This window comes from Mucilaginibacter arboris (assembly GCF_009754915.1).
GTDB classification, from domain to species: Bacteria; Bacteroidota; Bacteroidia; order Sphingobacteriales; family Sphingobacteriaceae; genus Mucilaginibacter_A; species Mucilaginibacter_A arboris.
Genome location: NZ_WPIK01000007.1, coordinates 200,145 through 226,731 on the forward strand (window position 1 = coordinate 200,145; position 26,587 = coordinate 226,731).

The following is a 26,587-nucleotide window of genomic DNA, read 5'->3' on the forward strand; positions in this document are numbered from 1 at the left end:
ATTATCAATAACCTATAAATGATAAATCAAAGAAAATTGTTTTATAAATAGCAGGAATAAATATTGTTCAAAAACCGTTTAATACTTTAACTTATTAGTTTACAGGTTTATCCATTTATTACGAACAGCTATTTGCGTTACAGACGGTTCATTTATTTCTTCTACCTGATACTTGATTTTATGCTGGTTTTCTAAAGTTAAAGGTATTTGCAGCAGCCTTCCGTCGCGTATTAAAGTTATATCAATAGTATCTCCGGGTAATTGAAATTGCAATGCTTTTTCCAGATCGGCAATACGGTTACCATTAATAGCCAATAGTTCATCATTTACGCTGATGCCAGCCAGCCAGGCTGCTGTATCGCGCCCTACCTGGGTTACTATTAATTTTCCGGCAGTTAAAGCAGCAGTGAAACCGGTTGTGGGCAACGGTTTGTTTTCTGGCGGACAAACGCGCAAACGCATTCCGGCATAACCCAAATAGTGGTTATAATCCAGTTCCTCCACGCCGTTTATATAATGCTCGTAAATATGGTTTAAGGTACAGCCCGCTACCTCCTCCAGTGCTATCCTGAATTCTGCTTCGGTATAACCGCGGTTTTCGGTTTTGTAAAATTGCTTGTACATGCGTTTCATCACCTCATCCAAGGAATAGGCAGTATTGCTTTGGTGGATAATTAAAAGATCGATACAAAGCGCAATCAGCGAGCCTTTTATATAATATGAAACTGTAGTATTCGGTGTGTTTTCATTTGGGCGATAAAATTTAATCCAGGTATCAAAGCTGGCTTCTGTTATGGTTTGTATTTTTCTTCCGGGCACATTTTCCAGATTGTTAATATCTGCAGAAAGCAGTTTGAAGTAATTTTCAGGGGAAATTAAACCTGCACGGCGTAAAACCAAATTATCATAATAAGCGGTAAAACCTTCTGCAATCCATAAACTGGTGGTGTAATTTTCCTGCTGATAATCAAAAGGGCCCAATGCTTCCGGGCGTAAACGTTTCACATTCCACAAATGAAAATATTCATGCGAAACCAATCCCAAAAAATCCTGGTAAGTTTTTTCTGCCGCATATGCCGTTCTGGAAACACCTAAAACGGTAGAATTGCAATGCTCTAAACCACCGCCGCCATTGTTAAAATTGTGGATGATGAATACAAAATGCATGTTTGGGTTCTCACCAAAAATCCTGGTTTCTTCTTCAATAATCCTTGTAAAATCGGTTATTAATTTTTCTTCCTCATACATTCCGCCGCCATACATGGCTACTTCGTGCAGAACACCAGCTGCGGTAAAAGAGAAAACATGCTGGTTGCCCACTTCAAAAGGAGAATCGTACAACGTATCAAAATTAGGTGCATAAAAGAAGCATGGATCATTGTTAACACTTTCCAATCCGGTAGAAACAGTTTTCCAGTTATTGCAGGGAACAATGCGGATGGTAGATGGAAGATTAAGCATCCCGTCAGGATATAAAAAAATGCCGGCAGGGGAGAGAAAAGCGTGCGAAGCATCTACAAAACTGGTGCGTACAGAAACTTCAAAAGCATAAACGCGGTACATAACCGTAACGGCAGCAAAATTTTTGGTGTTGATAAACCAACTGTTTTTACGAAGCTTTTTATGCGGAACAGTTTTTCCTTCGGAGATGACTTTAAACGCTTCTATATTTTTAGAAAACTCGCGGATAAGGTAAGAACCAGGCGTCCAGACGGGCATAATCAGTTCCAGGTTATCAGTATTTAGTTCCCTAATCGTCATCGTTACATCAACATAATGTGCCTTTGGTTCTGTAAAAGAAATTTCAAAATGAATGTTCAGGTTGGCGTTGCCCATAAAAGCTTAAATATTTATAATGCTAAAAACAGTATTCAGTTTTAAATCAGCAATAATGTAATTATTTTGCGAATTTAAAGAGTTGTAAAATGCTTGCTACGGTAGCAAAACTTAAAATTTTTAGTGGTAATTTTGTTATCCTGAATGATGTGAATTTGCTGTACCTACTTGCAGCAAAACATTTACTGCTGTTTTTATCGTATAAAAAACAAGCTGTCAACTGAAGAAGAATGAAAGCAGTAGATTGTTATATTTACACCCAAACCTTCCTTTAACAAGGAAAAAAACCGATCAATGAAGCCAAAATACATTATTTATCCATTACTGATTTTACTAATAGGTTATCTAATTTACAACAAATTTTACAGTGCTTCGGCAAAAGAAAAGAAAATAGGGCCAGCCTCTGCCAAAGGCGGAAAAAAATTGAATAAACCTGTTCCGGTTAACGTGATGCTGGTAAAAGATACGGCTTTTAGCAATGCAATTGACATTACCGGAACCGTTAATGCCAACGAGCAGGTTGATCTGCGCAGCGAAACCGCAGGTAACGTTACAGGTATTTATTTTAAAGAAGGTTCGCATGTTCAAAAAGGGCAGTTGTTGGTTACGGTGTATAACAAGGACCAGGTAGCATCGCTTAAATCAATCCAGGTGCAGATTAAATTGGCCGAACAAACCGAGTACCGTAACCGGATTTTACTGCAAAAAGAAGCAGTAAGTAAAGAGGAATACGATACTTCTTTATCTTCTTTAAATGTATTTCGGTCGCAAGCAGACCTGATCCGGGCACAAATAGCCAAAACGGAAGTCCGGGCACCATTTTCTGGTATTATTGGTTTACGAAACATCAGTCCGGGCGGCTATCTTTCCCCCACAAGTTCTATTGCTACGCTGGTAAATATGGACCCTGCAAAAATTACGTTTTCGGTCCCCGAAAAATATCTTCCCTTAATTAAAAATGGAAGTAAAATCCATTTTAATTTAGAAAGTTCCAGAGATAATTTTGTGGGAACGGTATATGCCATTGAACCTAATTTAGATTTGACTTCGCGTTCTATTACCATCCGTGCGAAAGCGCCAAACCCTAAAGGTTTACTGCGTGCCGGCAGTTTCGCCAAAATCAATTTAGCATTAGAACAAATACCAAAAACTATTCTCGTTCCTACAGAATGTGTAATTCCGGATATTAAAAGCAGTAAGGTTTTTGTGGTATCAAACGGAGTAGCGGCATCCAGAAATGTAAAAACGGATGTTCGTACAGCTACTAAAATCCAGATTGTTGACGGGTTAAATCCCGGCGATAGTTTAATTGTGTCCGGGATCATCCAGTTAAGGCCAAAAGTGCCTTTAAAAATTGTTAAAATCATTAAGTAAAAACTATGAGTTTATCCTCAACCAGTATAAAAAGGCCGGTTTTAACTACAGTAATGTCTATTGCTATTGTAGTTTTTGGTGCCATTGGCTATAAGTTTTTAGGAACGAGGGATTTTCCTTCGGTAGATCCGCCGATTATTTCTGTTTCTACCAATTATTCCGGTGCTAATTCTGACGTAATCGAATCCCAGATTACGGAGCCTTTAGAAAAAGTAATTAATGGTATTCCGGGTATCCGTAATATATCTTCCACCAGTTCGGTTGGGTCCAGTAATATTACCGTTGAGTTTAACCTGGATGCCGATTTAGAAACAGCTGCAAACGATGTGCGCGACAAGGTTTCGCAGGCACAGCGCCAGTTGCCGCAGGATATTGATGCACCACCGGTGGTAACCAAGGCTGATGCCAATGCGGATAATATTATCACGATAACGGTAAGCAGTAACACGCGTAATATTTTGCAAATTGATGATTATGCGGAAAATGTATTGCAGGAAGCTTTGCAAACCATACCCGGCGTAAGTGCAGTAAACGTGCAGGGGCAACGCCAGTACGCCATGCGTTTGTGGATCGATCCTAATAAACTGACTGCTTACCAATTAGCCGCTACCGATATTCAGGCTGCTTTAGCTAAAGAAAACGTGGAGCTGCCGGCCGGGAAAATTGAAGGCAACAATACAGAACTGGTCGTACGCGCGTTGGGTAAACTAACAACGGAAAAAGATTTTAACAACCTGATTATCCGTTCGGACAGTAACAGAGTGGTTCATTTAAGTGATGTTGGCTATGCAATTTTAGGCGCTGCAAATGAGGAAACATCGCTTCGTGAATCCGGGGTTCCGGAAGTTGGGCTGGCAATTGTACCTCAGCCCGGCGCAAATTATGTACAGATTGCAAAAGATTTTTATAAACGGTTAGCGCAAGTTAAAAAAGATTTACCAGCCGATATTAAAGTAGAAGTTGCATTGGATAATACCCGTTTTATCAATCAATCTATAGAAGAAGTACAGGAAACATTGCTGATTTCTTTCGTGCTGGTGGTTATCATTATTTATCTCTTTTTCCGGGACTGGCTGATCGCTTTCCGTCCGCTGATTGATATTCCGGTTTCGCTGATCGGCGCTTTTTTTATCATGTATGTTTTTGGTTTCTCCATCAATATCCTCACACTGCTTGGAATTGTACTTGCGACAGGTTTGGTGGTAGATGATGGTATTGTCGTCACCGAGAATATCTACAAAAAGGTAGAAGAAGGGATGGATATTCGCAAAGCTGCTTTTGAAGGTTCTGAAGAAATTTTCTTTGCCGTGATATCTACTTCGGTAACGCTGGCAGCAGTGTTTTTGCCCATTGTTTTCTTGCAAGGGTTTACCGGAAGGTTGTTTAGGGAATTTGCCGTCGTCGTCGCCGGCGCAGTTTTGATTTCCGCGTTCGTTTCTTTATCGCTTACACCAATGCTTAATGTAAAGCTGATTAGAAAGAATCAGAAGAAATCAAAATTTTACGAGCAAACGGAGCCTTTTTTCCAGAACATGACCAGTTCTTATACCAGTTCGCTTCTCACTTTTATGAAGCGAAAATGGATTTCCACTGTTATTCTGGTTGTTTCATTGATTATTGTTGGGGTCCTTTTTAAAATTACACCTTCTGAATTAGCGCCGCTGGACGACCGCAGTTTATTGCGTTATACCGTAACCGGACAAGAAGGTGCTTCTTACGAGTACATGACGCGTTACATGAACGAAATTTCGCAATTTGTAGAAGATTCAATTCCTGAAAAAAAAATAAATATTTCGGTTATTTCGCCTGGTTCTAACATTAATTCAGGTTTTGGGCGGATCGGATTAGTTGATCCTGATAAACGGGTCCGTACCCAGCAGGAAATTGCTGACTACATGACTAAGAACCTGACCCGTTTTCCGGATGCACGCGCTTTCGTTGTTCAGGAGCAAACTATAAGCGGCGGCGGCAGCGGCGCACGTACTTCATTACCGGTACAGTTTGTTATTCAAAATCAGGACTTTGAAAAAATCAGGAAAGTTTTGCCTGATTTTATGGCTGAAGCAAGTAAAAGCCCCGTTTTTCAAATTGTAGATGTAAACCTAAAATTTACCAAACCACAACTTTCTATCACTACAGATCGTGACCGTGCCCGCGATTTAGGCGTATCCGTTGCAGATATTGCACAAACGCTTCAGTTATATTACAGCGCAGGGCGCTTGGATTATTTCCTGATCAACGGAAAACAATATCAGGTTGTTGCTCAGGTTGACCGTGCAAACCGTGATCAGCCACTTGATCTTAAATCTATTTATGTACGCAGCACTACTGGTAAGCTAATACAAATGGATAACGTAGTAAAAGTAACAGAAAATTCCACGCCGCCTTCCATCTACCATTTTAACAGGTTTAAATCTGCAACTGTACAAGCTGGTTTAGCTCCGGGTTATACAATTGGACAAGGTATTGCCGAAATGCAGCGAATTGCTAAAGGCAGGCTGGATGATAGTTTCAGTTCTGATTTAGCTGGCCCGTCGCGGGATTTTGCCGAAGGTTCATCAAATATTATGTACGCCTTTGCATTTGCGCTCTTGTTAATTTACCTGGTTTTAGCCGCACAATTTGAAAGTTTTATCGATCCATTTGTAGTGATGTTAACCGTTCCGCTGGCTATTGCAGGCGCGTTTCTTTCTCTTTGGTTGTTTAATCAAACCATAAATATATTTAGTGAGATCGGGATGATTACATTAGTAGGTTTAGTTACAAAAAACGGTATCCTGATTGTAGAATTTGCTAACCAACGCATGGAACATGCCGGATTATCTAAATTTGATGCCGTAGTAGAAGCAGCAACTGCCCGTTTACGCCCTATTTTAATGACCAGTTTTGCCGTTGTGCTCGGTGCCGTGCCAATTGCTTTTGCTTTGGGCGCCGGTGCAAAAAGCCGGGTTTCCTTGGGGATTGTAATTATGGGCGGAATGATGTTTTCGCTGATATTAACCTTGTATATTATTCCGGTGATGTTTGTTGTTTTCTCAGCAAAAGTAAAACATAACCCGGATGATGAACCGGTACAAGAAAATCAAAATAAAGAAGAAGAAAAAGAGACGTTGCTATTGCCAGAGCACCAAATTTAATATTAATGAAGTTGACGAAATTTTTACCGGTGCTTCTTTTATGCCTGTTTTTTTTAAAGCCAGTAACTTATGCACAACAGGCAGCGCCATTGCTTACTTTAGAAGATGCTGTTAGTATTGCTTTAAAAAACAATTATAACATTCAGTTAGCAAAAAACAATACTGCCATTTCGGCCGCTAATGTAAGCATTGGCAATGCCGGTTATTTGCCTGTTCTAACGGCCAATGCTTCTACCAGCAGCAGTATTTTGAATATTAACCAAACCCGCTCTGATGGAACAGTAAACAAAATTCCAAGGCTGCACAATTCAAGTGATACTTACGGCCCTAATATTAACTGGACTATTTTTGATGGTTTTGCCATGTTTGCCAATTACGATCAGTTAAAGCAATTGAATAAACTGAGCCAGGTACAGCAGCGAGATACCATACAAAGCACTTTGGCTTCCGTAATCAGCACTTATTATAATCTGATAAACCAGACCCAGCAATTATTAGCACTGAAAGAAGAAATTCAGATTTCCCGCTTGCAGTTACGTTATGCTTCTGACCGGTACAGCGTTGGCCGCGCTGCAAAACTGGATGTGTTAAATGCACAGGTAAACTTTAATACAGATACCACTAATTTTCTAACACAAATCCAGCAATTCAATACAACTAAAATTAACTTTAACCGGTTATTAGTTCGTAAGTTAAATGAAGATTTTTCTGTTCCGGATACCATTGTTATTCAAAACCAGCCCGTTTTAGCTGATATCATTGCCCAGGCACAAAAGTCTAATCCGGCTATACTTGCTTCTCAAATTAATAAACGGCTTACCGAAATTAATTTAAAGCAAGTGCGTGCATTGCGCTATCCGGCAATTGGTGTAAATTCTGGTTATGCTTTTAGCAACAGTACAACACCGGCCGGTTTTACCCAAACACAAAATACCAAAGGATTAAATTATGGATTAACCGCCAGTATAAATATATTTGATGGCTTTAACCAGGTACGCAGGGAGCGGGTAGCCAAATTGCAGATAAATGGTGCAGGCATCCGGGCAAGTCAAATCCAGCAATTGGTAGAAACCCAAATTAACGCTTTGTATATTGATTTTTTATCCGGTTTAGATTTAATTCGGGTAGGACAATCAAACGTGGAAATTGCAAGGCAAAACCTGAATATTACACTTGAAAAATACAGGCTCGGTAATATTACGCCGCTGGAAGTAAGAGAAGCACAACGAAATTATTTAGATGCAAAAACGCGTTTTTTTACTAATCAGTACCAAACAAAACTATCGGAAATAAGCCTTAAAGAAATTACAGGAAATATCAGCCTGAATTAATTTAAGGTTTGGAATTGTTATTGCATAGTAATAAACGTATTTAATTTAGTAGGAAACTATGCCACAACCCAAATATGAATTATGTTTATTAATCGATGACAATTACATCGATAACATGATTAACCGTAAAATAATTGAGAATGAATTTTTTGCAAAAAAAGTAATTGTAAAAGAATCTGCAGAGGAGGCATTAGAAGACTTAAAAAAAGGACAATATAAACCTGATGTTATTTTTTTAGATGTACGCATGCCCCAAATGAATGCGTTTGAATTTTTAAAGGAATACGAAAAATCAAAACCTGAAGGGAACTCGCCGATGATTTATATTTTAACGTCATCACTTGATCCTTTCGATCATCGTAAAGTAATGGAAAGTCCATTTGTTACCCAGTTTTTATACAAACCTCTTACTCATCAGAAACTGGAAGAAATCAATCTATGATTTTAGTTGCAGACAGCGGATCAACCAAAACAGACTGGATATTAGTAGCGCCCGGAGAACCGGATTTAGCGTTTAAAACAGCAGGTATTAACCCTTTTTTTATTTCGGATAAAGAAATGGTTAAACTGATAAACAAGCAGGAAAGCCTGATGGCCCAAGCTGAAAATGTGAAAGAAATTTACTTTTTCGGTGCCGGATGCTCCAGCCCGGATAAGCGCGAAGCAGTTTCTAACGTGCTAAGCCAATTATTTAAACAAGCTTATGTAAGCGTAGATAGCGACTTATTGGGTTCTGCTTATGCTACTTGTGGCAATGAAACGGGTTTATGCTGCATAATGGGTACAGGCTCTAATATAACTTATTTTGACGGAGAAAATATTTACGAAGGAAAACACGGCTTAGGCTATATTTTAGGCGACGAAGGCTCGGGCAGCTACTTTGGCAAAAAACTCGTTACCGACTATTTATATGGCCGAATGCCTGAAGCAGAAAGTAATTTATTCGCTAAAAAGTATGCTATTAATAAAGAAACCGTTATTGGACATGTTTATCACAAACCTGGCGCAAATTTTTACCTGGCTTCTTTTGCTGCTTTTTTAGCTGAAATTAAAAGCGGGGACTATGGCAGAAACCTGGTCCGGCAGGGTTTAACCGAGTTTGTAACTACCAATATTCAAGGTTATCCAACTTATAAAAGATTAAAATGCCACTTTGTTGGTTCTGTTGCCTGGCATTTAAAGGAAGAACTACATGAAATTTGTAAAGAACAAAGTGTTGAAGTGGGAAAAATTATGAAACACCCAATACACGATCTGTTGAATTTTCTCCTCAAACGCAACTAATGCCAATGCTTCTTTTACCGGCTGTTTTTTAGTTTTTGTTTAGCATCAGTCATTTTTTTTACCGTTAAAAAAAGCACTGCTGCAACCAATAAAATTACGGGTGTATCAATAGGGCAATCTAAATCCGGATCTCCACAAGGTGTGCCCGGTGACTGAGCTTTTAACGCTACCGTATTTATCAGTACTAACAAAATTATTGCTGATAAATAAATACAGGTTTTTTTAAGCTTCATGTTTAACAAATTTAACAAATTAATATTAATTTCCTGATGCTTCTTTTATCAGCATAAAAATTGGTAACATGCTGTTAATAATTAATTTTTAATAAACTTGGCGCGACCGATTACCTTTTTATTTGCATCCGTTAATTCAACAACATAAACACCCGGCATCAGCGAAGTAACATCCATCCGCAAAGCATTATTGCTGTTTTCGGTTGATTTTAATACCGTACTGCCAGTCATGTTAATAATACGGATTTCTGCATTACCTTTTATTACTTGTGGCGAGTTTAACTGAATATAAGAGCTGGCAGGGTTTGGATAAACGTAAAAAGAAGCGATATTTAAAGCATTGAAATTGATTTTTACCTGATCAGAATAGCTTGTATCGTCTAAAACAGTTTGTTTTAAACGATAAATAACACTGCCGTTTTCTGCATCGTTATCAGTATAAGTATAAGAACCGGTATTGTTAGCTGCAACAGAACCGATGGCGAGAAACGTTTTGCCGCCATCTGTGCTTTTTTCTACGGTAAAAACAGTATAGCCTGCTTCGTTTTTTGTTGTCCAGTTTAATACGATGCTGCGGTTATTTATTTCCCCAATAAAAGTTAATAGCTTATAAATTCCGTCAGGATTAATTTTAAAAACCAATTCTAACCGGTTCCCTCCGTTTGTAGTAGTATCCGCATTGTTAATTTTAAAATTATAAGCATTGTTCTGGTTAAGCAGCAGCGAGTCTTTTTGATGATGGTCAATCACATAAACATTATATTTTGGGGCAATATTAGCCATATCGGTAATACGCAACTGCTGGTTTGCGGTAGAAGTAGCATCGATAAATAACCTGATACGCATCTCTTTGTTTACAGTTGGCATTTTATTGATGGCCAAACGTACATTATCATTAGAATAACTGGATAAATACACGCTTGGTGTAATGCCATCTAAATCTGATGCATCTTCTTTATCATAATTTGCCGACAAGTTTTTATTGAAAAATAAACCGATGCCGTCATAATTTACACTGTCTGTTTTTAATTGCAGCATTAATTTAGAAGTTACGCCTGCAATTAAATCTAAACCATTGCTAACCGGAGCACCCATAATAAATTGCCCTGCATTCGGCTCTCCTTTAATATGTGCCGACATTAACAGCAGCGGTGAAGTGGATGAAGTAAGCTGCGTACTTACCTTATTGCTTTCGGCAAAAGTAACACCCGCATTGGTAGAGCCAACTACATTACATTTTGCAAAAAAGCCTTCTCCGCTTGCAATATAACGGCTGGCGCCATTGCCATCTGTAACGGCCGAGCCACTGGTTGCACTGCCTTTTGAATAATAGGAAAATTGTTTAGTAGCCGGATTATAAACATAAACAAGCGGACTAACATCTGTACCGAAAGTAACCTGGTCAATATCAATAGTTGAAGCATAAGGGTTTCCGATCAGGTTAAAACCATCTGAACCCTGGTCGCCTGTTTTGCCGCTTGTTCCATACCAGTTCGTCCTTAATAAATTAGCTACCGGTGGATAAGATGAATTGTACTTATAGTAATAAGCGCTTTGTACCGATGAACCGGGACTTTCTTTAACATAAGGGCTGCTTACGGTAAAATTGTTAATGTTGTTTTGCGGAACTTTTACGTTGATTGTTCCCTGATTAGGTACGCCGGTAAAAACGATGGCATTATCGTCTGGTGTGGGAAAAACCGGCCCTCTTAATTTTGTAGTTAGGTTGGTGCGGCTGCCACGGTTAAAAAAAAGCAAACCGGTGCCAACAGGGATGTTTTCTGTTAAAGAATAAATGCCTTTGTAATCGCTATCCTTTATAACGGTATTGGCCGGAAAAGGATCGCCTTCCCGGTACATCCAGATGGAAGCATTATTGGTATTGGAAGCATCAAAACTGCCTGTGCCCGGGTTAGGGCCGGTAATTGGTGTATTATTGATAAGCGATGCAATGGTATAAAAACTGGTACTGTTATAAACAGGAGAGGAGATCAGCCGGTAGCTTCGGCCATAGCTACCGGTAACAAAACGTTGCACATTTACATTTCCGGTTATATTTGCAGTACCCGTTAATGCAGCAATGCTGGCTGTACCGCTTGCTGTAGAAAGTAAGGTCAGGTTTCCATTAGCCTGTAAAGTACATTTATCGGCAACGGTTAAAATCCCGGAAACGGTAGTTGTTCCGTTAACCGGAGCAGCTTTGGTAACGCCATCGGAAGAAAGAATATTTAAGTTGTTATAATTTAATGCCCCTACAATTAACGGGCTTGCACTTGCTGCCGATCCATTATAAGTATAATTTCCGGTTACGTTATAACCTGTGGCTGTATTCAAATAATCATCTCCAATAGTAACAGGCAAACTGCCAGAATTTATTGAACTATTGCCCATAAAACTCTTTCCAATCAATATCGAAGAAATATTGGAATAAGTAACCGCACTGCTCACACTAAAATTTTGATTAACCTGAACTGCAAAAGCTGATGAAGAAGCACTAAACGTTTTACCCAGGCCTTGACAAATTAAATTAAAAAATGTGGTAGCACTTGTTCCGCCAATTGTTTGTGTGGCAGTTGCATTGTTAAAAATGGTAGTTAAACCATTGCCGGTAATGCCGGTAGTTGAACCATTGTTTGTCCAGTTTCCGCCTACAGTAATATTACTGGTAGCGCTGCCATCGGCATTAACATCATAACCAATATTTGTGCAGTTGATTACGCCAGTTCCTGTATTGAGGTAATTACCTGTTGTACCGTTAATATTAATATAAACATTAGAAGTAGTGGTAGATGTTCCATTTACAATAATAGCTGCCCCATTATTTGTGATGCCTTGCGCAAAAGAAAATGCAGGTAAAAGAAGCATGAGTAGGAATGTAATACGGTTTAAATTAGATTTACTCATACAATTTTTAAATTAGAACTATCATTGCAGAAGGTTTTTAATAAGGCGCATTTATACCGCAATAAATTATTGAATTCTATACCAATTAGTACCGCTGGATTGAATAGTAATACTACTGTTCGCCGGTATAGATATAGGTGTAGTTGCTGATGGTACTGGTGTACCGCTAAAATCTACATAGTTATAGGTTCCCAATAATGTCTTAGCTGTATTGTTTTGATTAACTATTATATAAATCCTTCTGGTAGTAGTACTTGACGCAGCAGGCAAAGTAACTGTACCCGCAGCAGATGGTGTTATGATAACTGTGTAGTGAGATGCGCCCAAAGTTACACTGGTGGTAGTTACGGTGGTGATAGCATAACCACCAGAGCCAATAACATCTAACGTAGAAAGTGGATTTGTATTAGTAATTCCAACATAACCTGTACTATTGATACGCATGCGTTCAGTAGAACCCGTACCACCTGTAAAAAAGAGAAGATTTTTGCCTGAAGTCCCGTTACCTATTGCAAAATCATTGCCTGTACCATATAAATAAGCCGTACTTGCCCCGCCTAAAACACCTGTACTGGTGTTTCCGCTTGAATTTATACCCATATCAATATAGTTTGCAGATTCAGTTGCTATATTATTGCTTGCCACTATATCAGAACTGGCACCTGTGCCAGAACTGTTATTCTGGATGTTTAACTGTAAATAATTGTTAAGCGTTCCCTTTCCGCTAATTACATTGTAAGATGAAGCCGATGTTCCTGCATCAACCAAAAGCTGTTCTGGATTTGTACTGTTAAAAGCAGTACCACCAATAGCAACGTTCCCCGCACTGTTAAACCTGGCTACTTCTGCATTATTGGTTTTAATAATAAAATCTGTTGCATCAGTAGTTCCTATAAAATTTGTTCCGGCAGTGGTGCCAGCATTACCTGTAGTTGACCAAGCATTGGCTGTTGCTGCAAAATTTGATAAAGGAAGTTTTCTCACCACGCCGTTAGAAAGGGTTAGCAGACTATCTGTAGAGGTGTTTGTTCCTGTTTGTACGCCGTTAAGCGTTAAAGGATTAGTACCAACCACGTGTAATGCAGACGAAGGCGCAATAGTGCCAATACCTATATTTCCGGCACTGGTAACTCTTGCTCTTTCTATACTATTTGTTTTAACAACAAAATCTGTGGCATCAGTTGTTCCGATAAAATTTGTTCCGGCAGTTGTACCTGCATTTCCAGTAAGGGACCAGGCTTGTGTAGTAACTAAATTACTTGCATTAAACCATACAGGTGGCGCACCGCTTCCAGATGATTGCAAAAAATACCCTGCTGTACCAGCATTATTATTAGGCATTAATGCACCACTAAATTTTAAGTTTCCGGTTATGTCTAATTTTTCAGTTGGCGCATTATTGGCAATCCCTACATTTCCTGTTCCATCAACCCTCATCCGTTCATTTGTGCCTGTACCACCTGTAAAAAAGAGCAGATTTTTGCCCGAAGCTGCATTGCCAATTGCAAGGTCATTGCCAGTGCTGTATAAATATGCTGTATTGGCGCCACCTAATACCCCTGTACTGGTATTACCGCTTGAATTTACGCCCATATCAATATAATTTAGTCCATTGGCTTCAGTTCCTGCGTCATTTGTAGCTACTACATCAGAACTTGCCCCTGTACCGGCATTTGTATTTTGAATGTTTAACTGCAGATAATTGTTAAGATTCCCTTTTCCACTGATAACGTTATAAGACGTAGCCCCCGCATCAACCAAAAGCCTCTCGGGGGCTGTGGTGTTAAAAGCATTACTGCCAATTCCAAAACTTCCGGTGCTGTTAACCCTGGCCCTTTCTGTATTGCTTGTTTTAACTACAAAATCTACAGCATCTGTAGTGCCTATAAAATTTGTTCCGGCAGTTGTACCTGCATTTCCAGCCAACACCCAGGCTGCTGTATTAATGTAAGCAGTTGCATTATACCAGGTTGGTGCTGCATTGGCACCGGAAGATATTAGAAAATAGCCAGCTGTACCAGCATTATTATTAGGCATTAATGCGCCGCTGAATTTTAAGTTTCCTGTTATATCTACTTTTTGGGTTGGTGCGGTATTGCCTATTCCTATATTACCTGTCCCGTCAATACGCATTCTTTCGTTAGAAGCTGTTCCACCGGTAAAAAAGAGAAGGTTTTTACCAGAAGTACTGTTGCCTATGGCAAAATCATTGCCTGCACCATATAAATAAGCAGTATTTGCACCGCCAAGTACACCTGTACTGGTGTTTGCGCTGGAGTTAATACCCATATCAACATAATTTGTCGTTTCTGTTGCAGCATCATTACTGGCTACAATATCAGAACTTGCAGCAGCCGTAGGTGAGTTATTTTGTATATTCAACTGCAAATAACTATCTAAATAACCTTTACCACTGATAACATTAAATGCACCTGTTGGGGTAGGGTTAGCAGAAGTAGAGCCTGCGTCAACAAGAAATCTTTCCCTCGCGCTTCCTGCTGTAAATACAGGATTAAGCCCTACACTCACGCTGCCCAAACTATCTAACCAAAACCGGTGGGTATTATTGGTTTTGAAATGTAAGCCAAAGTTATCTGTAGTGCCTAAAAAATTTGTTGGATAACTGGTTCCGGCATTACCAATAGTTGCCCATAAAGAACTCGTTTGTGTTGATGTAGTCAGCATAGTCCAGGCCGTGCCGTTCCAGTAATAATAACCGGGGGTAACGTTATTGGGGGATGTGCCGGCCGTAGCTGTATTATAAACCAAAAGTGAAGTTGCGGGGGAAGTTATAGGGCCGGCAGCATTGGTTGCCGTTAGTGCAACACGCGGGACCAGCAATCCTTTATTGGTATAACTTACATCTAAACCTGCAGATGCATCCGGCGTAAAGCTGCTTGTTGAACTGATGCCGACATTTTGTGCAAAACCTGCTTTAGCTACTAATATGCCAAACAGCAATACAAAAGCCTTGAGATAGGGAGTAGTTTTCATGGAAATATAACTAATACACCCCGTTTTACGGGACGTACTATGTATTAGTTATATTTTATAAATTTTTAAGAAATACCTGTTTGTAATTCGTGCAGTTTATTTCGCCAGGGTTTTATAAGTATTTTTTCTGTAAAACTTATTTTATTAATTTAGAGCCTGTTTAAAATTTAATTATTAAGTTTTCTATGCTTCTTTTACCGCCTAAAAATTTGTGTGTATTTGGTTTTTGATTAGTTTAAGTTGATTCAAACACCAATTTTTGTAGGATAAAAGAAGCATTAACATTTTTTATTATATAAATTTAAACACGCTCTTAGTAGTAGTGCTAAGGCATGAAAATTATTGTCCTTGCTGTCCTTGCAATGCCCATTTTTCAATAATGTTAACTAAGCCATCAAGCCTAACGGGTTTTGAAATGTAATCATCCATGCCGGCCTTTAAACATTCTTCCCGGTCGCCCTGTAAAGTGTTTGCGGTCATGGCAATGATAATAGGTTGTTCTGTTAAGCAAACCCGGATCATTCTCGTTGCTTCCAGTCCGTCCATTTCCGGCATTTGTACATCCATTAAAATCAAATCGTAATTTTTCTGGCTTACCTCTTCCAATACATCTTTTCCGTTTTCAGAAACATGCGGTTCATAGCCCAGTTTGTTTAAAACTTTGGAAACCAGTTTCTGGTTCATTTTATCATCTTCAGCTATCAGAATATTTAACGGATATTGTTTAGCAAATTCTACTGAAAGTTTTTGTTTTTGCTGATCGTTTGCTAAGCCATCTTTGCCTTTTTGCCATAACAAGTTTAAAACCTGCCCGCTTAACACATGCTGTTTTAAAGGTTTATCGATAACCGAACTAAAAAGAGCGGAGTGTTTTTTATAATCTTCATTTCCGGTTTTATTCAGCAGTATGATTGGCAGTTCCGGGAAAAGTTGTTTTATAGATTTTGCCAGTTCAATACCATTCATTTCTGGCATTTGCATATCTATCAATGCTAAATCGAAACTGCCTTGCTGTGCTAAAAGCGCCAAAGCCTGTTTTCCTGAATCTGCTAAAAACGGTACAAGCTTCCAGCTGTCAAATTGCTTTTTAAGTAAATGGCCAACAGTAAAACTATCATCTGCTATTAAGATTTTTTTACCTGTTAATTTTAACATTTCTGCCTGTGTGTTCTTATGCGGGGTTTGTTTGCCGGCCGACATTAAAATAGTGAACTTAAAGGTAGTGCCTTTTTTCTCCTGGCTTTCAACTTTAACAGAACCATCCATCAAACGCACCAGTTTTTTACAAACGGTAAGCGCTATATCTAAACCCGAATTAGTGCCTTCTGTGGTTTCTGATTTTAAGTTATTTGCAAGTGATGCTAATTTTTCGGGTGATAAGCCAACACCTGTATCCCTAACTTCAAACTCCAGTTTTAACCGGTAATCTTCCTTTTGCTCTACTAATTTTACGCCAATAAATACCTCTCCACGTGTAGTAAACCGCAAGGCATTCTCCACAAAATTCATTAGGATCTGGCGTAACCTCAAAGCATCGCCCATCAGTTGTACCGGGACTTTTTCGCTGATATCATAAGCCAGTTCAATATCTGTTTGTCCGGCCTTTGAAGCAAAAATATCTAAAACTTCTTCAATATTGGTTCGCAAATCAAATTCTTTGGCTTCCAGTTCCCGGCCCGATTCTATTTTTGAGTACTCTAAAATATCATTCATCAATATTTCATTAATGATGCTTAGCAAATTTTCTCCTGAGTATAAAATAGTACTGGTATATTCCTGTTGTTCATAATTTAAAGCCGTTTCGTTTAGCAATGCCGTCATTCCCATAATCGTATTCATAGGTGTACGAATATCATGGCTGATCTTAGAAATTAGTAAGCTTTTGTTATGGTTGGCACGGGCTTCATCTTCACGTGCGCGTTGTACACTTAGTTTAGAGTAGGAAAGCAGCTCGGTACGTTCCAGCAATTTCCTTTCCACGTCTGCTTTCTGGTGCAGTACCGCGTTCATATTTATCCGATGATAAATGTATCCTGCAATTACAACAATTACCATAAGCAGTAAATAAAACCACCACGTTAACCAAAACGGTACAAGCAATAGGTTTTCTGCAGAGATTATAAGAAGGCAACCTGTATTCATAGCGTTGTTTATTTTAAGCTGTTAGTTGTATATGTAAGTTTATAATTGCCCGGTGCTGTTTTTAGCACTATTTTTTTGTTGCCAATCATAGTTAATGCCCAATACAAAATACCTTTCGTTAGATTCCGGCCTGAAAACATAAAGCGGGAAATTCCAGTTTTTAATTCCGGTTTTTATTAAAAAGCCTTTTTCAAATGCTCCGTTTACCTGGTATAATTTTGTTTGTTGTAAGGATACGCCGGCAGAAAATTTTTCTAAGAATTGATAAGTCAAATCAGACCAACTGTAAATAAAGTTGTTTGTTAATTGCTGTACCGAAAAAGTGAATTGCGTTTGCGTATTGAAATTAAATTTCCTGTAATCCATTTCCAGGTTTATTCCAGCAGAACCGCCATTCATTTGCCCTAATACTACACCTAAAATCGGACTGGCGGAATAAGAAACCGCAGCTTTTTTCTCAAAAGTTTTGCCTCCGTATAAAGATAAAGTATTAACTGCCTCATAATTATATCGCCCTTCTGCATACCAGTTTTTACTGCTTTGGTAAGTAGCTATCGGCACTATTGTAAACGTTTTGTATATCCCCATGTAATAATATTGCTGAAGCCCGATATGTGGTTGTGCGGTTACATTATGCCACAACCCGAAGAGGGTCATTATTGGCAGCAGTCTTTTTTTCATGTTCTATGATAATTGATTCTGCCGACCCTAATTTTTCCAGCAGTAAAATATCTTTTAAGTGAGGGTTCCAATGGAAGATGAGTTCATCCATAGGATGCCAGAGCAGTACCCAGGCAAAAATATCCAGGCTGTTGCTTATACCAGAAGGCAGGTTATGTTCCTTGCTTAACAGAATGGGTAAAAAGCCCTGGCATATAACAGCTACCACTATTCCTACAGCTAATAAAATCCAGTTGCGTTGTTTAAACCGGGCAAAATCTCTCATCCTTTCTGCTTTTTTATCAGAAAAGTGGCGATGGACGGCATAAATTAAAGGTTCTGCATATTGTTTATCACTCTCGGTTGTACATTTAAATTTGTAAAAAACCACATCATAACGTTTAGCTGTAGCTACCGTTTCTAAAATATACTGCTCAAACTGATGGCTCAATTGCCTTTTGTATATAGGCGCAGGGTCATGCTTATTAAAATAACCATCAATCATGTTCTGATCGAGGGTCATAAAAATGTTAATGCTTTTTGAATGAAATTTGCTCATTGTATGGAAAACTGATTTCAGCCAGCCGCCGCTATTATCAATCCCCTGTTTACGGTACAGATGAAGTATTGGTTATCAGTAATTCAGCACACAGAACATGAAGCCTGTTTTCAATAGTTTGTCAATTAAAATAATTTTAGGAGGACAACAAAAGGCAAAATTTCTACAAATTGAAGCAACAGAACGTAACTGTCAAAAGCTTTTTACAAAATCCTAAACTGAATTTATAGGGATGAAATTATAGGATATACAATTTCTATTAATGAAGTTGTTTAAACTTTTAGGGCTCCGTTTAAACCTGCACAGGAAGCATCGACACCAAGAACCAAAACCTAACGATTAACATTTTTAGGTGATAAAAGAAGCATCGGCCAAAAAAATCAAAACCGGAGCATTAAGGCCTGTTTAAAATTTATTCCGTAATTTTTTGTGTGCCCCTGTTTTTGGCTAAAGCCGCCCCCTGCGTTTATACCACCACGGCCTGAAGGCCGTGGCAATTTTAAAGCGTGTTTTTTACGACAGATCTTTGTTTACTAATGCTGAATTGGCGCTGTGCGGACAGGACGTATAGTCAGGTTTAAATTGCGGTTGCCACGGCCTTTAGGCCGTGGACAAAGGATAACCGGCAAGCGGCTTTAGCCAAAAAACCAAAAACACAAAAAAAGATGGCATCAAAGGAGCATCAAAAAAAGACAAAATTTGAACAGGCCCTAACATTTTCAGGTGATAAAAGAAGCATCAACCTAAAAAATCAAAACCCATGATTAAGATTTTTAGGTGGTAAAAGAAGCATCAATCTAAAAAACAGGGGCAGAAAAAAAGTTTAAACAACTTCGATAAAAGAAGCAAGGTCAGTTCTTAATAAATTTAATATTTTGAAGTGTAGCACCGCTTGCAATGTCCTGCAATTCTGCCACATAAACTCCTGCAGGCAACATGGCTACATTGTGTTTAATACTGGTTTGATTTTGGTGGACAGACGAATGGATTTTGATACCATTGTTATTGTAAATAGTAAGCCTGATGTTGCTGATGCTTCTTTTACCGATCAAAAAATTTACTTCTGTTGTTGCCGGATTAGGATACAACATTACGGAAGCCGGACCGGAAATATTTAGAAGCGGATTAACAACACTGGCGTTAGGGTTTGCAACAGATGGACTTGTGGTTAGGTCCGGCCCAAAATAAATGGTAAACCGGCCACTGCCAAAAGTAGCCGTATTATTTTTATCGATAAAAAAAGCATAGTGGGGTTGATTGTGTAAATCAACAGAATCGGCAGTAAAATTATCTTTTAAAAAAACAGGCGTATTTTTAAAGTTATCAGATAAATCAGTCAGCTTTAATTGATAATGGCCATTAGCAGCAGCATCCACAAAAAGGGCTATTGTGCTAACTTGTTTTGCCTGCGGTAAAGCATCAACAGCTAATAACTTTTTTTCGGTTTTGCTTAATGCCGATAAAGAAACACTTGCATTCATACCTGTTAAATCATCTACATCTTCTTCCTGATGATAATCTTCGCTTTGTCCGTCTTTAAAAGTTAACAAAATATCATCCTGGTTCAGGCTGTCCTGCTGTAATTTCAACCTTAAAAAATCCATTGCCAAAGGTGTTTTTCCTCCTAAAACAGCCGGGTTAGAAGTGTCGGTTGCTTTAGCTGCTTCTGTAAACATCATGGCTGGGTTTGCATTGTTTGCTTTTATAAAAAAACCTTGTCCGGAAGCAATATACCGCGTAGCAGCGCCGGTAGAAACACCACCTTTGGTATAAGTGCCATAGTTTTTGGTAACCGGGTCGAGAATATAAATGGTTGGATTAAGATTGGTTAGAACGATTGCCGCTCCGCTTCCGCCAGATAGTTCCCAGTCAATAGCAGAAGGATAAGGGTTCCCAGCCAAATTAAAACCATCATTTGATTCTGAATGATTTGTATAGGATAACAGGCCGGTTGCACCTGAAGGAGCAGTAACGGTAATGTTTCCCTGGTTCAATAAGCCTTTATAACTGATGATAACATCTTCGGGAACTGGAAAAGGCGCTGTGGTTTTATTATTTAAATTATTTGTCCGGTCTCCGCGAAAAAATAAAAAAAAGCCATTGGCAGAAGTCAGAAAGTCTTGTGAAGTGATAGAATGATTTTTACTGATACTGCCGATCGGGGTAAAATCCTGCGAAGCAGTATTTGCAGCAGGTTCATTATATTTCCAGATAGTAGGGCCATTTGCAGGAGAAGGATCAAAACCATTTGCTGCTCCGCCTGCGCCGGTAATTAAAATCTGGTCCTGCAAACGGCTGAAATAAAACCTGCGCAAGCTCGAATTTGCATTGTTGACCTGGTAAACCGGCGAGGAGAGCAAACGGTAACCTCGCCTTGAAATATCACTGCCTTTAATAAAACGCTGTACAATAACCGAATCAATGATCGAAGCAGCACCTAAAGTATTGACCCTTGCTGTTCCGGCCTGGTTAGAAATTAAAGTTAAGTTACTTGCAGCGTTTAAAATATTGGCTGTGCTGGTACTGTTTAAATCAACCAGGGTATTTACTTCAACCGGGTTTGCTAAAGTAATTGTTCCGTTCCGGGTTTGGATATAAGATTTTAAAGAACGGCTTTGGGCATCGGTTTGGTTAAAATAAAGTGTTGCATTGCTGCTGCTTACATCATTGCCAATAATCAGGTTAGCCAGCGAAGAACCGGTTAAAGTTCCGTTAGCATTCATCACGATGGAACCTGTAAGTTTTAAAGTTCCGCTGCCAATATTAAAAGTTCCGTTAGTTATGGTAGCAGTATTTTTTACCTGGAGCATGCCTCCGTCTAATAAATTAACGGAGCCCGATGCTTTGTTTATCGTTAAATTATGGACAACGTTTTCGTTGCTTGTTTGCGAAAACCTGAGGTTAACAACAGCCGCGGTACCATTGATAGTTAAATCTGTAAGTTGATAAGCATTTGCTGCTGCTTGTTGTGCTAAATAACCATCACCAATAATTGTTCCGGCAGAAGCGCTTTGGCCAACAGTAAAAGTTTGATTGCCATTGGCTGATTTTCCGGCAGGAAGATATAATTTACATTGGTTTTGTAAGGATAATGTTTGGTAAACAGAAACTGTACTGTCAATAGTTGCACCGTTTGGACGTGTAACCGTAAAGTTTCTGAAACCGGAACCACCCGAATTAAAAAGAATAGCAGCGCCGCTGCCACTAATTTGTACATCGCTATTTGTTCCTCCAACTATTCTTCCGCTCCCTGATAAATTATTAGGGATATCTAAAATATTATAACTGCCTATGGTTAAACGGTTAGTAGGTTTTAGGGTAATATCACCTAAAATATTGATTTGGTTATATGCATCAGTAGTGCCGGTTTGTGCAAAAGTGATTACACGGTTACTTTTATCGGCAATAATATTTCCGTAAAAAATACTTGCATTTTCACTGGCAAGCGTAGCATTTTCTGTACCTGATAATATAAACGTAACACCACTGCGTTTGTTTAAAGCATTTAAAGAGCCTGTACCAACACTGATGGTCCTGTTAATGGTGATAGATAAATCACTGTTAAATTCTAAAGCCGAATTGCTGATAAACAGTTGCGCCAGGTTCCAGGCCCCGTTTCCAGACCACGTACTACTGCTGCCCGTTAAATATAAACTTGCTCCCGAGGTACTGCTTAACCAAAAGTTAATTGTTCCGTTGTTAACAATATTGCCCTTGATATTGAAACGGATATTATTTACAGCCGAAGAACTCATTTGCAAACTGCTTCCCGCTGCAACAGTTAAACTTACAATTCCTGCAGTTACATTTGCAGCATCCATCAAAACTACTGCATTGGGTGCAATTACTACATCATCCGATGAACCCGGTTTTACACCTCCAACCCAGGTTGTACCATCATTCCAATTGCCACCCGTGCTGGTAGAAGTAATTGTTGCCGCATCAGCATAAAAAAAGGTGCATAAAAGAAGCATGGTACAGAAAAAGGCTTTCGTGTACCTGTTACTAAAAAATATTTTTTTTTGATGTTTAGGCAAAACGCTTTATTTCAAAAACAAATGAATCTGAAATAAAGGTAAAGCTTTATTTTACTTTTATTATAACTTTATTAACTAATAAGAAAATAATAATTATTAAAGCAATTAAACAAGCAGCCTTGGCCAGGTAATCGCCGTGTTTTACATAAAAAGTAAGGTCGCTGTTCAGGTTGATGTCTTGTTTGATTGCAGTTTGTGTCCACCATTTGGTTTGCTGCACCACATCGCCGCGCTGGTTAATAAAAGCAGATAAACCGGTATTGCCCGATTGGCAAACCCAGCGCCGTGTTTCAATTGCCCTTAACTTGGCATAATCCAAATGTTGGTCTTTGCCGGAAGTATTTTCCCACCAGCCATCATTAGTGATAACGGCGATAAACTGTGCCCCTTTTAGCACATATTTTCCTACATATTCGCCATAAATTGATTCATAACAAATAACAGGCGCTGCGCCAATTCCGCTTTGCGAGTAGAAAACTGTGGGTTCATCCTGTTTGCCATAACTGCCTGTGCTTCCGCCCAAATGTGCAAAAACCGGTTTCAAAAAAGATAAAGCCGAACCAAAAGGCATTTGTTCTACGCCCGGAACTAATTTTGATTTGTGGTAAAATTGAACTTTAGCCGAGTTTTCAATATTTACGGCTGCATCAAAGCGGTCAACAAACATAGTGTATCCAGGTATTTGCTCGGACGAAGGCGTTGGGTCATGACTGTAGAATTTGTAAGATTCGATCCCCGTTAACACGTTTGCATTTTTGTAAGGATAAAGGAAGCGTTGCACCTGTAAATAATAATTGCTGCTTCTGATCTGATCTTCATCAATGCCTTTTTCATCAAAAATTGCAGTTTCCGGCCAGATAATAAATTCAGTGTTCGGCTGCGCAACTTTTTTAGAAAGTGTAATTAAAGTATTGATCTGATCTGATGTTGATATCGTTCCAACTTTTTCATAAGGATCAATATTGGGTTGCACTACAACAATGTTTGATGGGTCTTCCTGTTCTTTATACTGAAAATACATGAATAAGGAAAGGCTTAACGGAAGCACAATGGCCAGTACAACAGCAGCCACCAAACGCTGCCGATGCTTCTTTTGCGACTGTTTTTTTAGTGACTGATAAATTAAAAAGATTAAAATATTAACCAGCCAAATCCAGATTGTTCCACCATAAACACCGGTGTATTCGTACCATTGTATCCATTGATGACTGATGGCAAAACCGTTTCCCAAAGTCATCCAGGGGAAAGCCAGGTCCCAGCTTTGGTGCAAATATTCATATCCGATCCAAAAGCAGACCAAGCCGGCCAAACTCCAGTTTAAAGGTGCAATTTTTCTTAAACGATAGTATAACCAGCAAGCAGTACTCATCAGCAGCGGGCCAAGCGAGTAGGGAATAAATGAAATCGGAACGGCCACCAACGCACCAATTGTTTTGATGGAATTATAAACCCAGTAAACAGAAAGCGTGTTCCAGATAAAAAACCCGAGAAAACTCATCCAGAAAATCAAAAAGCCTTTTCTGTTAGAGTTGGATTCCATAATTTCTTCCAGTAAAAGAAGCATCGGCACTAATCCTACAAAGAGTAAAAAAGTAGTATAATGCGTTGGCGGCCAGGCAATCCAGAGTAGTAAACCGGAAATTATAGAGAGAAAAAGGAGTTTGTTTTTCATTTAGGGTAGGAGGTTACAGGTATGAGGTTTGGAGGTAACAGGTATGAGGTTTGGGCGATTAACTGCGGCAATGAACTATGATCTATTAACCATGAACTATTAACCATTAACAATGAACTATTAACAATGAACCATAATCTATAAACCATTAACAACAATAACAAATTCGCCTTTTACCGGATGTGTTTTGTAGTAAGTTTTAATTTCGGTTAGCGTTCCTCGAACGGTTTCTTCAAATAGTTTAGTTAATTCCCGTGAAACGGAAGCTAATCTTTCTGCACCGAAATGCGTGATCATTTCGTCCAAAGTTTTGAGTAATCGGTGCGGCGATTCATAAAAGATCATCGTCCGTTCTTCTTCCTTCAAACTTAAATAACGCGTTTGCCTGCCTTTTTTAACCGGTAAAAATCCTTCAAAAATAAAACGGTCGTTTGGCAAGCCTGAATTTACCAGTGCCGGAACAAAAGCGGTTGCGCCAGGCAGACATTCTACCGGAAAACCATTTTTTAAAGCTTCGCGGACCAAGTAAAAGCCCGGATCAGAAATCGCTGGCGTTCCGGCATCAGAAATCAGTGCAATTTGCTTTCCCTCAGCTAAAAACTTCATAATTTCCTGTGTGGATTGATGTTCGTTATGCTGATGGTGCGAGAAAACTTTTCCGGTAATGCCGAAATGTTTTAGCATCGGTGCAGATGTTCGCGTATCTTCCGCCAGGATCAGATCGGCTTCTTTTAATATGCGGATGGCGCGAAAAGTCATGTCTTCCAAATTGCCAATTGGCGTGGGTACGAGGTAAAGTTTGCCGTTCATTGTTCGGTTGCCAGTGGTAAGTTGCCTGTTGTCAGTTCTGGGTATTCATTAAACGCATGATATTTCTTCGCCAAAAAACTCGCAACCGGCAACAGAAAACCGGCAACCGACCACTATCTTTGCTGAAAAATTAAAATAATGCTGCAAGTTAGTTATATCCGCGAAAACAGGGAAAAGGTTTTGGAACGTTTGTCTGTAAGAAATTTTAAACAACCGGAACTGGTTGATGAAATTATTACTTTGGATGAAAAACGCCGTTCAACACAAACCCGGTTAGAGCAGGTTTCGGCAGAAGCAAATTCCGCAGCAAAAAAAATAGGCGAACTGATGCGCAGCGGCAAAAAAGAAGAAGCCGAAGCGATTAAAAATCAGACTTCAAACTGGAAAAACGAGATCAAAAGTTTGGGCGAGGATTTGGCTGCGCTGGAAAATGAACAGCAGCAAAAGCTTTTTTTACTGCCTAATTTACCACATATTTCTGTGCCTAAAGGAAGTACGGCCGAAGAAAATGAAGTGGTTTTAGAGAACGGCGAGAAACCAAATTTGCCCGAAAATGCCTTGCCGCATTGGGAATTGGCTGCAAAATATAATTTAATTGATTTTGAATTAGGTGTAAAAATTACCGGCGCCGGTTTCCCGGTTTATAAAGGAAAAGGCGCCAAACTGCAACGTGCGCTGATTGCTTTCTTTCTGGATGAAGCCGAAAAAGCAGGTTACGATGAACGCATGTTGCCTTTAATGGTAAACGAAGCTTCCGGTTTTGGAACGGGGCAATTGCCAGATAAAGAAGGACAAATGTATTTTGTGGGAGAAGATAAATTATTTTTGATCCCGACAGCCGAAGTGCCAATGACCAATTTGTACCGTGATGTAATTTTAAAGGAAGAAGAACTGCCGGTTAAAAATTGTGGTTATACGCCCTGCTTTCGCCGGGAAGCAGGTTCTTACGGCGCACATGTTCGTGGTTTAAATCGTTTGCACCAGTTTGATAAAGTTGAAGTGGTACAGGTTGCCCATCCCGAAAAATCTTATGAGATTTTGGAGGAAATGAGCCTGCATGTACAATCACTGCTGCAAAAATTAGGTTTGCCTTACCGCGTGCTGCGTTTATGTGGCGGCGACATGGGTTTTACTTCCGCCTTAACTTATGATATGGAAACCTGGAGCGCGGCACAGCAACGCTGGCTGGAAGTTTCTTCTGTTTCCAACTTTGAAACTTTTCAGAGCAACCGTTTAAAATTACGTTTTCGTAATAGCGAAGGTAAAAACCAACTGGCGCATACTTTAAACGGCAGTGCATTGGCTTTGCCGCGTATTGTTGCTACGTTGCTGGAAAATAACCAGACGGAGAACGGTATTAAAATCCCGGAGGTTTTAGTGCCTTATACTAAGTTTGAGTGGATTGACTGATAGTGTTTTGATACCAACACAATTTTTATAGGAGTAAAAGAAGCTGTTTAAATTTTGTCCTTTTGTTTGATGCTCTTTTAATGCCCTCATTTTTTATTTTTTTTGGCTAAAGCCTGTTGCCGGTTATCCTTTATACACGGCCTGAAGGCCGTGGCAACCACATTTGAAAATGAAGGAATGTTCTGTCTGAACAGGTACAATTCA

At 39.2% G+C, this 26,587-nt stretch carries 16 protein-coding genes; 6 read left to right on the top strand and 10 right to left on the bottom strand.

All coding sequences use genetic code 11. The features are described from left to right. Positions 1-99: 99 nt before the first annotated feature. Complete coding sequence (locus tag GO621_RS09720; protein WP_157566461.1) at positions 100-1,836, bottom strand: M61 family metallopeptidase; 1,737 nt, start codon at positions 1,834-1,836, stop codon at positions 100-102. 294 nt (positions 1,837-2,130) lie between these two features. On the opposite strand from GO621_RS09720, the gene GO621_RS09725 reads away from it, so the two are divergent. From GO621_RS09725 to GO621_RS09745, 5 genes are read left to right on the top strand one after another with little or no spacing between them, the layout of a single operon-like run. Beyond that, the gene (locus GO621_RS09725) at positions 2,131-3,210 is read left to right on the top strand and encodes an efflux RND transporter periplasmic adaptor subunit (protein WP_157566463.1); all 1,080 of its coding nucleotides are present in this window, start codon (positions 2,131-2,133) and stop codon (positions 3,208-3,210) included. 5 nt (positions 3,211-3,215) lie between these two features. Next, positions 3,216-6,347 (top strand): efflux RND transporter permease subunit, encoded by a 3,132-nt coding sequence (locus GO621_RS09730; RefSeq protein ID WP_157566465.1) that lies wholly within the window; start codon positions 3,216-3,218, stop codon positions 6,345-6,347. 5 nt (positions 6,348-6,352) lie between these two features. Further along, positions 6,353-7,678 (top strand): TolC family protein, encoded by a 1,326-nt coding sequence (locus GO621_RS09735; RefSeq protein ID WP_157566467.1) that lies wholly within the window; start codon positions 6,353-6,355, stop codon positions 7,676-7,678. A 58-nt stretch (positions 7,679-7,736) separates the two neighbouring features. Then, complete coding sequence (locus GO621_RS09740; protein WP_157566469.1) at positions 7,737-8,120, top strand: response regulator; 384 nt, start codon at positions 7,737-7,739, stop codon at positions 8,118-8,120. Beyond that, positions 8,117-8,962 (top strand): N-acetylglucosamine kinase, encoded by an 846-nt coding sequence (locus tag GO621_RS09745; protein WP_157566471.1) that lies wholly within the window; start codon positions 8,117-8,119, stop codon positions 8,960-8,962. Before GO621_RS09740 ends, GO621_RS09745 begins: the two co-directional genes overlap by 4 nt. Before the next feature lie 14 nt (positions 8,963-8,976). On the opposite strand, the gene GO621_RS09750 is transcribed toward GO621_RS09745, so the two are convergent. From GO621_RS09750 to rsmI, 9 genes are all read right to left on the bottom strand, one after another. Continuing rightward, positions 8,977-9,195 carry a hypothetical protein gene (locus GO621_RS09750; protein WP_157566473.1) on the bottom strand — a complete coding sequence of 73 codons (219 nt, stop codon included), beginning with the start codon at positions 9,193-9,195 and terminating at the stop codon, positions 8,977-8,979. Between the two features lie 81 nt (positions 9,196-9,276). Next, positions 9,277-12,099 carry a T9SS type A sorting domain-containing protein gene (locus tag GO621_RS09755; RefSeq protein WP_157566475.1) on the bottom strand — a complete coding sequence of 941 codons (2,823 nt, stop codon included), beginning with the start codon at positions 12,097-12,099 and terminating at the stop codon, positions 9,277-9,279. A gap of 66 nt (positions 12,100-12,165) precedes the next feature. Next, positions 12,166-15,093, bottom strand: a complete 2,928-nt coding sequence (locus GO621_RS09760; RefSeq protein WP_157566477.1) for a beta strand repeat-containing protein — start codon at positions 15,091-15,093, stop codon at positions 12,166-12,168. Between the two features lie 339 nt (positions 15,094-15,432). Next, complete coding sequence (locus GO621_RS09765) at positions 15,433-17,148, bottom strand: response regulator (protein WP_198170200.1); 1,716 nt, start codon at positions 17,146-17,148, stop codon at positions 15,433-15,435. A 126-nt stretch (positions 17,149-17,274) separates the two neighbouring features. Then, on the bottom strand, positions 17,275-17,916 hold the full coding sequence (locus GO621_RS09770; RefSeq protein ID WP_157566481.1) for a hypothetical protein: 642 nt from the start codon (positions 17,914-17,916) through the stop codon (positions 17,275-17,277). Further along, positions 17,867-18,418: a hypothetical protein gene (locus GO621_RS09775; RefSeq protein WP_198170201.1), complete on the bottom strand. Its 552-nt coding sequence runs from the start codon at positions 18,416-18,418 to the stop codon at positions 17,867-17,869. The genes GO621_RS09770 and GO621_RS09775 overlap by 50 nt, the downstream gene beginning before the upstream one ends. A gap of 887 nt (positions 18,419-19,305) precedes the next feature. Further along, complete coding sequence (locus GO621_RS09780; protein WP_157566485.1) at positions 19,306-22,428, bottom strand: T9SS type A sorting domain-containing protein; 3,123 nt, start codon at positions 22,426-22,428, stop codon at positions 19,306-19,308. A 109-nt stretch (positions 22,429-22,537) separates the two neighbouring features. Then, on the bottom strand, positions 22,538-24,163 hold the full coding sequence (lnt, locus tag GO621_RS09785) for an apolipoprotein N-acyltransferase (protein WP_157566487.1): 1,626 nt from the start codon (positions 24,161-24,163) through the stop codon (positions 22,538-22,540). A 138-nt stretch (positions 24,164-24,301) separates the two neighbouring features. After that, entirely contained in the window at positions 24,302-24,973 is a 672-nt protein-coding gene (gene rsmI / locus GO621_RS09790) for a 16S rRNA (cytidine(1402)-2'-O)-methyltransferase (RefSeq protein ID WP_157566489.1), read from the bottom strand. A 138-nt stretch (positions 24,974-25,111) separates the two neighbouring features. Here rsmI and serS point away from each other — a divergent pair, with 138 nt between their 5' ends. Next, positions 25,112-26,383, top strand: a complete 1,272-nt coding sequence (gene serS / locus GO621_RS09795; RefSeq protein ID WP_157566491.1) for a serine--tRNA ligase — start codon at positions 25,112-25,114, stop codon at positions 26,381-26,383. Positions 26,384-26,587 lie beyond the last annotated feature (204 nt).

Excerpts from the sequence above, each read along its gene's own strand:
- lnt (WP_157566487.1), bottom strand. The coding sequence starts at position 24,163 with ATGAAAAACAAACTCCTTTTTCTCTCTATAATTTCCGGTTTACTACTC.
- GO621_RS09720 (WP_157566461.1), bottom strand. The coding sequence starts at position 1,836 with ATGGGCAACGCCAACCTGAACATTCATTTTGAAATTTCTTTTACAGAA.
- GO621_RS09760 (WP_157566477.1), bottom strand. The coding sequence starts at position 15,093 with ATGAAAACTACTCCCTATCTCAAGGCTTTTGTATTGCTGTTTGGCATA.
- serS (WP_157566491.1), top strand. The coding sequence starts at position 25,112 with ATGCTGCAAGTTAGTTATATCCGCGAAAACAGGGAAAAGGTTTTGGAA.
- GO621_RS09750 (WP_157566473.1), bottom strand. The coding sequence starts at position 9,195 with ATGAAGCTTAAAAAAACCTGTATTTATTTATCAGCAATAATTTTGTTA.
- GO621_RS09775 (WP_198170201.1), bottom strand. The coding sequence starts at position 18,418 with ATGACCCTCGATCAGAACATGATTGATGGTTATTTTAATAAGCATGAC.
- GO621_RS09740 (WP_157566469.1), top strand. The coding sequence starts at position 7,737 with ATGCCACAACCCAAATATGAATTATGTTTATTAATCGATGACAATTAC.
- GO621_RS09725 (WP_157566463.1), top strand. The coding sequence starts at position 2,131 with ATGAAGCCAAAATACATTATTTATCCATTACTGATTTTACTAATAGGT.
- GO621_RS09735 (WP_157566467.1), top strand. The coding sequence starts at position 6,353 with ATGAAGTTGACGAAATTTTTACCGGTGCTTCTTTTATGCCTGTTTTTT.
- GO621_RS09780 (WP_157566485.1), bottom strand. The coding sequence starts at position 22,428 with ATGCTTCTTTTATGCACCTTTTTTTATGCTGATGCGGCAACAATTACT.
- GO621_RS09765 (WP_198170200.1), bottom strand. The coding sequence starts at position 17,148 with ATGGTAATTGTTGTAATTGCAGGATACATTTATCATCGGATAAATATG.
- GO621_RS09770 (WP_157566481.1), bottom strand. The coding sequence starts at position 17,916 with ATGAAAAAAAGACTGCTGCCAATAATGACCCTCTTCGGGTTGTGGCAT.
- GO621_RS09730 (WP_157566465.1), top strand. The coding sequence starts at position 3,216 with ATGAGTTTATCCTCAACCAGTATAAAAAGGCCGGTTTTAACTACAGTA.
- GO621_RS09755 (WP_157566475.1), bottom strand. The coding sequence starts at position 12,099 with ATGAGTAAATCTAATTTAAACCGTATTACATTCCTACTCATGCTTCTT.
- GO621_RS09745 (WP_157566471.1), top strand. The coding sequence starts at position 8,117 with ATGATTTTAGTTGCAGACAGCGGATCAACCAAAACAGACTGGATATTA.
- rsmI (WP_157566489.1), bottom strand. The coding sequence starts at position 24,973 with ATGAACGGCAAACTTTACCTCGTACCCACGCCAATTGGCAATTTGGAA.